This is a genomic window from Streptomyces niveiscabiei (assembly GCF_001419795.1).
GTDB lineage: Bacteria > Actinomycetota > Actinomycetes > Streptomycetales > Streptomycetaceae > Streptomyces > Streptomyces niveiscabiei.
In genome coordinates, this window is sequence record NZ_LIRL01000353.1 from 1 (window position 1) to 7,052 (window position 7,052).

The 7,052-nt window shown below is 72.6% G+C and carries 7 protein-coding genes; 3 read left to right on the forward strand and 4 right to left on the reverse strand.

Going from position 1 to position 7,052, the window contains the following annotated elements:
• Nucleotides 1-202: 202 nt before the first annotated feature.
• Together AOK24_RS17980 and AOK24_RS17985 are read left to right on the forward strand one after the other, a co-directional pair.
• The gene (locus tag AOK24_RS17980) at nt 203-694 is read left to right on the forward strand and encodes a carboxymuconolactone decarboxylase family protein (protein WP_055721095.1); all 492 of its coding nucleotides are present in this window, start codon (nt 203-205) and stop codon (nt 692-694) included.
• The gene (locus AOK24_RS17985) at nt 691-1,416 is read left to right on the forward strand and encodes an isocitrate lyase/PEP mutase family protein (RefSeq protein ID WP_055721096.1); all 726 of its coding nucleotides are present in this window, start codon (nt 691-693) and stop codon (nt 1,414-1,416) included. The genes AOK24_RS17980 and AOK24_RS17985 overlap by 4 nt, the downstream gene beginning before the upstream one ends.
• A 113-nt stretch (nt 1,417-1,529) precedes the next feature.
• On the opposite strand, the gene AOK24_RS17990 is transcribed toward AOK24_RS17985, so the two are convergent.
• On the reverse strand, nt 1,530-2,462 hold the full coding sequence (locus tag AOK24_RS17990; protein ID WP_055721097.1) for a LysR family transcriptional regulator: 933 nt from the start codon (nt 2,460-2,462) through the stop codon (nt 1,530-1,532).
• A 104-nt stretch (nt 2,463-2,566) separates the two neighbouring features.
• Here AOK24_RS17990 and AOK24_RS17995 point away from each other — a divergent pair, with 104 nt between their 5' ends.
• Nucleotides 2,567-4,153, forward strand: coding sequence for an MFS transporter (locus AOK24_RS17995; protein ID WP_055721098.1), 1,587 nt, complete (start codon nt 2,567-2,569; stop codon nt 4,151-4,153).
• Here the strand turns inward: AOK24_RS17995 and AOK24_RS18000 are convergent.
• The 3 genes from AOK24_RS18000 to AOK24_RS18010 form a co-directional block, all read right to left on the reverse strand.
• Nucleotides 4,053-5,192, reverse strand: coding sequence for a DUF5954 family protein (locus AOK24_RS18000; protein WP_055721099.1), 1,140 nt, complete (start codon nt 5,190-5,192; stop codon nt 4,053-4,055). The genes AOK24_RS17995 and AOK24_RS18000 overlap by 101 nt on opposite strands.
• A gap of 102 nt (nt 5,193-5,294) precedes the next feature.
• Nucleotides 5,295-6,416: a DUF5954 family protein gene (locus AOK24_RS18005; protein ID WP_055721100.1), complete on the reverse strand. Its 1,122-nt coding sequence runs from the start codon at nt 6,414-6,416 to the stop codon at nt 5,295-5,297.
• Nucleotides 6,417-6,491: 75 nt separating this feature from the next.
• On the reverse strand, nt 6,492-7,052 hold a 561-nt coding region (locus AOK24_RS18010; RefSeq protein WP_107103986.1), incomplete at its 5' end, for a malate dehydrogenase.

The window sequence follows — 7,052 nt, forward strand, 5'->3', positions numbered from 1 at the left end:
GCGGGGGGTGCTTGCGGTGGCTCGTCGGGGCCGGGGTCGTCGTACACGGGGACGGCCTCGGAGGTGGGGATGCCGGCCAGGCCGGTCAGGACGACGGGGTCGTCACCGTTCTCGTCCACGCTCGGCCCCTCCCGATTGGCCCACGTTTTCGGTCACGGAATGGACCATAACCGTGGGCTGCTTGGATCTTAGGGTCGGTTTCATGAGCGCAGCGGAGCGGGAGCGGGCGGCGCACTGTCCGCGGATGGTGCTGGCGGAGCGGGTGCCGGAGGTCTATCGCGCGTTGGTGCGACTGGACGCGGCGGCGCAGCAGGGTGTCGACGCGACGCTCAGGTACCTCGTCAAGGTGCGGGTGTCGCAGCTCAACGGGTGTGCGTTCTGCGTGGACATGCACAGCAAGGACGCGCTGGCGAACGGCGAGAGCGTCGAGCGGCTGATGCAGCTGACGGTGTGGGAGGAGTCCCGGCACTTCTACACCGAGCGCGAGGTCGCGGCGATCGAGCTGGCCGAGGCGATGACGCGGCTCACGGAGGGCCCCGTGTCGGACGAGGTGTACGGCACCGCGGCGAAGCTGTTCGGGGAGACGGAGCTGGCGCGGCTCATCTCGGTGATCACGGTGATCAACGCGTGGAACAGGATCGGCGTGACGACGCGGATGGTCGCGGGGACGTACCAGCCGGGGGACGCCGGATGAGCAAGACGGAGATCTTCCGCGCGCTGCACTCGCGGCGCCGCCCGGACGACCCCCTCGTCCTGGCCGGCGCCTGGGACGCGGTGAGCGCGGGCGTGTTCGCGGACGCGGGGTTCCCGGCACTGGCGACGCCGAGCGCCGGGGTCGCGGCGAGCCTCGGGTACGCGGACGGGAAGACCCCGGCCCTGGAGATGTTCGCGGCGGTGTCACGGATCGCGCGCGCGGTGGACGTCCCGGTGTCGGCGGATGTCGAGGACGGGTACGGGCTGGCGCCGAGGGAGCTGGTGGCACGGCTCCTGGAGGCCGGTGTCGTGGGGTGCAACCTTGAGGACTCACGCGGGGAAGTCCTCAAGGACCCGCACGAGCACGCCGACTGGCTCGCGGAGGTGTGCGCGGTGGCGGACGGGAGCCTGTTCGTCAACGCGCGCATCGACACCTTCGTACGCGGCGTCGCCTCTCCGGAGGCGGCGATCGAGCGGGCCGCGCTGTACGTGGCGGCCGGCGCGGACTGCGTGTACCCGATCCTCGCGCCCCCGGTCGCGCTGCCGCTGCTGCGGGCGGGGATCAAGGGGCCGATCAACGTCCTCGGCCACCCGCGGGAGGGGCCGACGCCCGCGGACCTGGGCACGCTGGGGGCGACCCGGGTGACGTTCGGGCCGGGGATGCAGCGGTGTGCGACGGCTGCGCTGCGGGAGTTCGCGGCGGGCCTCGCGCCCCGGCCATGACCTTCGCCGGCCCTGCGGATCGGGTTCAGCCGCTCTCGCCTCCACCCCGATCCGCGGGTCCGGCCTTCCCGAGGGTGCCTTCCGGACGCACCTGAATCGTCCGGGAGGCACCCTCAACTCCCTGGCGGGTCACGTCGGTTGGGCAGCGCTTCGCGCAGCTGTTCCCGCACCAGCCCCCGCAGCCACGCGTGCGCGGGGTCGGCGTCGTAGCGGGGGTGCCAGGCCATCCCGAGCCGCAACGGCGGGAGCGGCAGCGGTACTTCGAAGTGGGCGAGCCCCAACGTCCGCGCCAGCGGCAGCCCCCAGCCCGTGTTGAGGCCGACGAGGTCGGTGTCGCGCAGGACGAAGAGGGACGCGGGCAGCGAGCCGACGCTCACGACTACCCGGCGGTGCAGGCCGAGTTCGGCGAGGGCGGCGTCGACCGGCCCGTGCAGCTTGCCGCGCCGGGACACGGTCAGGTGGTCCGCCTCGACGGCGAACCGTTCCGGCGTCAACTCCCCTTCCAGCAGGGGGTGTCCGGCCCGTACGACCCCCACCATCCGGTCCTCGGCGATGAGTTCGGTGCGCACCTCGGGCGAGGTGCTGTCGACGACGCCCACTTCGAGGTCGGCGGTGCCCTCGCGGAGGAACGGCGCGTCGAGGTGGCTCTCGCTGAGGAACCGCAGCCGGATGCCGGGCGCCTCGGCGGCGGCGCGGGCGAGGAGGGCGGGGCCGTGCGAGGCGGCTATGGCGTCGTGGCCGAGGATCGAGAAGGTCCGCTCGACGGTACGGAGGTCGGTGCCGGCCGGGGTGAACACCGCGCGGGCCCGCTCGACGACCGCGCTCACCTCGGCGCGCACGGCGAGCGCGCGCGGCGTGGGGACCATCCGCCGGCCCGCCCTGACCAGCACCGGGTCGCCGAGCGCCGTACGGATGCGGCCGAGGGTGCGGCTCATCGCGGGCTCGGAGAGGTGCAGGCGGCGGGCGGCGCCCTGGACACTGCACTCCTCCAGCAGGACGTCCAGGGCGACGAGCAGGTTGAGGTCCACGGATTGCGTCACACGCATTCGTCCCTTGCGAAGGTTGCACTGGAAAGCAGGCCAGGGGCGATCCTACGGTGAAAGGGCCCGCCGACCGGGAATCCCACACCGTCCAGTTCCCTGGAGGAGCCGTGCCCTCGCCTGCCCTGAAACGCCCGACCCTCCTCGCGCTGTGCGCCTGCGTGCTCGTCGCGCAGAGCATGGTCGCGGCGATCAACCTGCTCATTCCGCAGCTCGCGGCGTCCGGCCTGCGGCCCTCCCACGCCGAGATCCTGTGGACCGTCGACGCGTACGTCATCGCCTTCGCCGGGCTGCTGATCCCGGCGGGCGCCCTGGGGGACCGGTACGGGCGCAAGGGTGCCCTGCTCGCCGGGCTCGCGCTGTTCGCGATCGGCGCCGGGGGCAGCGCGTCGGCCCCGACGCCCGCGCTGCTCATCGCCGGTCGGGGCGTCTCCGGCGCCGGCGCCGCGCTCATCACGCCGGCGACGATGTCCCTCGTCGTCCACCTCGCGGGGCCCGCGCGCAGGGCTCAGGCGATGGCGTCGTGGACGCTGGCGATCGGGCTCGGCGGGATGGCGGGGAACCTCGGGGGCGGGCTGGTGGGGCAGTTCCTCACGTGGCGGGCGCTGTTCTGGGCCATGGTCCCGCTCGCCGGGCTCCTGGCGGTCGCCGTCGCGGTGACGACCCCGCTTACGCCTCGCTCGCCGCGCAACTCCCTCGATCCCGTGGGGACGTCGCTGCTCACCGCCGGGTTGGTGGCGGTGCTGTTCGGGATCATCGAGAGCCCCGAGCACGGGTGGACGTCGGGGGTGATCCTGACGGCGTTCGGGGTGGGCGCTGGGCTGATCGGGGGGTTCACGGGGAGGTCGGTGAGGGCGGCACGGCGGGGTGAACTCATGGATCAGAAAACGGACTTGGCCCCGCACCCCTCGTACAAAGCGCCCCTCTTCGACCCCCGCCTCTTCCGCTCCTCCCAACTCCGGGCCACCGTCCTCGGGTTGGCCACCGGGTTCTTCGGGCTCTTCGCCCTCTTCTTCGTCAACTCGCAGTACCTGCAAGAGGTCAAGGGGTACGGGCCAGGTGTCACCGGCGTCGCGATCCTCCCCGTGATCGTCGGCATGGCGCTGGTCCCGAAGTTCGCGGCGCGCTGGTCCGCGCACCCGCGTCCGGTGGTCGGCGCGGGCCTCGCGCTGATCGGCCTCGGCCTGCTGGGCACGTCGACGGCGGACGCGGGAACGCCGTATCCCCTGTACGCCTGCTGGCTGTTGACGATCTCGGCGGGTACGGGCCTGGCGATGCCGGCGCTGACTCTGGGCGTCGCGACGTCCCTCCCCCCTCACCGCACCGGCCTGGGCTCCGGGCTCGGCACCTCGGCCCGCGAGATCGGCGCGGCCCTCGGCGTGGCCGTGTCCGGCACCCTGCTGGCCCACCACCCCGACCTGGCGTCGGGGATGGGCTCGGCCCTGCGGGTCGTCGGCATCACGGTGCTGGTGTCAACGGCCTTGGTGGTGACGGAGTTCAGGGGCGAGCGCGAGACCGGGGCCCCGGCATCCACACCGCCGGACGCCCCTCAGGCCGCACCCGGCGCCGAAGTCTCCCCTCGACGCCAGGGCACCGCTACCGGTCCAGATCCCGCATCCCCCTGGCCTTCCGCCAGGCCCGCTTCCTCTCCTTCTCCGCCTCCCACAACTTCCGGTACTCCTCCATGCTCGCGCTGACCTCCGGATCGACCGGCGTGTCGTCCTCCTCCTCGTTCCACAGCCCCGCGTCCTTGAGCCGCTTGACCTGGACGTCGGACGGTTCCTCGGGGTCGTAGTCGGAGCGGCGGGGCGGCTCGGGGCCGTCGGGGCCCATCCGGACGAGGCGTTCCACGCGGGTGACGCGGTAGCGGACGCCGTCCACGACGAGGGCGTTGGCGCGGGTCTCGTCGAGCCGGTCGGCGTGCGCCGCCCACTCGGCCTTCGTCTCCTCGTCGAGGCCGAGCTCCCACGGGCCGTGCAGGCGGAGGTAGGAGGCGAGGGCGTCGCGCGCGCCCTGCGCCGTCGCGTACGAGGTGGCGATGTTGAAGGCGCCCCACTGGCCGTCGCGGCGCTCGGAGACCGTGAACACGGGCGGCATGAGGACGCCGCCGGGGTACTCGCGGCGGGCCCTGCGGGAATCCTCGTACCCCTCCTCGGTCGTGTGGTCGCGGGCGTTCACGTAGTCGACGAGTTCCATCTTCAGGATGCCTTCGGAGAGGCCGGTCCAGGCGAAGACGTCGACGATGTGGCCCTGGTCCTTCGGGCCGGGGACGTCGCCGCCGCCGACCTCGCCCGTGTCGCGGTCCGAAGGGCGGGGCGGCTCGGGGCCGTTGGGGCCCATCCGCAGGAAACGGCTGACCCGGACGATGCGGTAGCGGCGCCCCTGGACGGTGAGGTCGTTCACGACCTCCCGGTCCATCCGCTTCGCCGCCACCATCCACTTGCGGCGGTTCTTCTCGTCGCCGGCCTCCTGGGCCTCCTTCGCGTGCATACGGAAGTAGCTGCCGAGGGAGTCGCGGGCGGCCTGGGGGGTGATGTTGCCGAACCCGAGCACCTCCCACCCCCCTTGCTCGCACTCCCCCATGTGGAAGAACTCCGGCAGTCCCAACCCCATCACCTGCGGGTACCGGTCCCGTGCCCGCCACGCCTCCTGGTCCGCGAACTGCGCGAGGGGGCTCTCCGGGACGGTCATCCGGAACGTGAGGTAGGCCGGATGGTTGTCCTGGTAATCGGTCATGCACGTACGGTGCCCGGTCGAGGGGGTGGGCAGACATCTCAATCGCCTTGTCTTGGAATCCGGTTGCCCGACCGCGCGGTACGGCGACGGCCTGAGGGGCTTCTAGTCCGGGTCCCGCAGCCCCCGGGCCTTCCGCCACTCCCGCTGCCTCTTGTCCTCCTGCTCCATGAGGGCCTGGTACTTCAGGGTGCGCTCGTCGAGTTCGAGGGGCTTGTTCTCGTCGTCCTCCCACAGGCCCGCGTCCTTGAGCTGCTGGACGTGGACGTCGATGGGGGGCTCGGAGTCGTGGTCGGAGGGGCGGGGGCCCCCGGGGCCGTCGGGGCCCATGCGGATGATGCGGTCGACCCGGGTGACCCGGTGCCGGAGGCCGTCGATGACCAGGACGTTCTTGCGGGTCTCGTCGAGGCGGTCCGCGAGCGCCGCCCACTCCGCCTTCTTCGCGTCGTCGAGGTTCCTGCTCCAGGGGCCGGTGACGCGGAGCCAGTGGGCCAGGGAGTCGCGGGCGCCCTGGGGGGTCGCGTGCGTCCCGCCGAGGTTCGTCGGGGCCCAACTGCCGCTGCGCTCCCGCCGGGAGATCACGAAGACCGGCGTGAGCAGGACCCCGCCGGGATGGTCGTGGTGCGCCGCGACGGCGTCGTCCCGCACCTCCTGCGGTACGTCGCCGACCGGGCCGGCGAGGCTGAGCAGCTCCAGCTTGACGAGTCCGTCGGAGAGGCTCGTCGGGGTGTAGGGGTCGATGACGAACCCCTCGTCCCGGTGGTCGAGGCGGTACGCCGCGCCGACGTCGGCGGTGTCGCGGTCGGAAGGCCGGGGCGGCTCGGGACCGTTGGGCCCCAGCCGGACGAACTGCCCCGCGCGGGCGATCCGGAACCGCTCCCCGCGTACCCGGATCTCGTCGACGACCTCGCGGTCGATCCGCTCCGCCGCGGCCATCCACTTGCGGCCCACGGCCTCGTCCTCGGCCTCGCTCGCGCTCATACGGAAGTGGTGGCCGAGGTCGTCCCGCGCGCCCTGCGGCTCGCTGCACCCGGGGCCGAGGATCTCCCAGCCGCCCGTCTCGCGCTCGCGGGTGGGGAAGAACTGCGGCATCCCGAGGCCGACGACCATCGGGTACCGCTCCATCGCCTCCGCCGCCTCCTGCTCCGCGAACGCGGCGATCGGGCCCGCCTGCTGGGCGACCCGGACGGTCAGGTAGGACGGCGCGCTGTCCCGGAAATCACGCATGGCTCTACCGTGCCCGAAAGAGCCGTACCGCAGCCCCGGTTCGCCAAAAACGCCGGCCCCTGGGCGACGGTACGGTCACCCAGGGGCCAGGAATCGGTCCGCGCGCTCCTCCTCCAGCTCCTTCACGGACGCGTCGATGCGCGCGCGGGAGAACTCGTTGATGTCCAGGCCCTGGACGATCTCGTACACGCCGTCCTTCGTGGTGACCGGGAAGGAGGAGATGAGGCCCTCGGGGACGCCGTAGGAGCCGTCCGACGGGATGCCCATGGAGACCCAGTCGCCCTCGGCGGTGCCGTTGACCCAGGTGTGGATGTGGTCGATCGCGGCGTTCGCGGCCGACGCGGCGGAGGAGGCGCCACGGGCCTCGATGATGGCCGCGCCGCGCTTGGCGACGGTCGGGATGAAGTCCTCGGCCAGCCACTTCTCGTCGCCCACGACCTCGGCCGCGTTCTTACCGGCGACCGTCGCGTGGAAGATGTCCGGGTACTGCGTCGCCGAGTGGTTGCCCCAGATGGTGAGGCGCTTGATGTCGGCGACCGTCGTGCCGGTCTTCTTCGCCAGCTGCGTCAGGGCGCGGTTGTGGTCCAGCCGCGTCATCGCCGTAAAGCGCTCCGCCGGTACGTCCGGGGCGGCGGC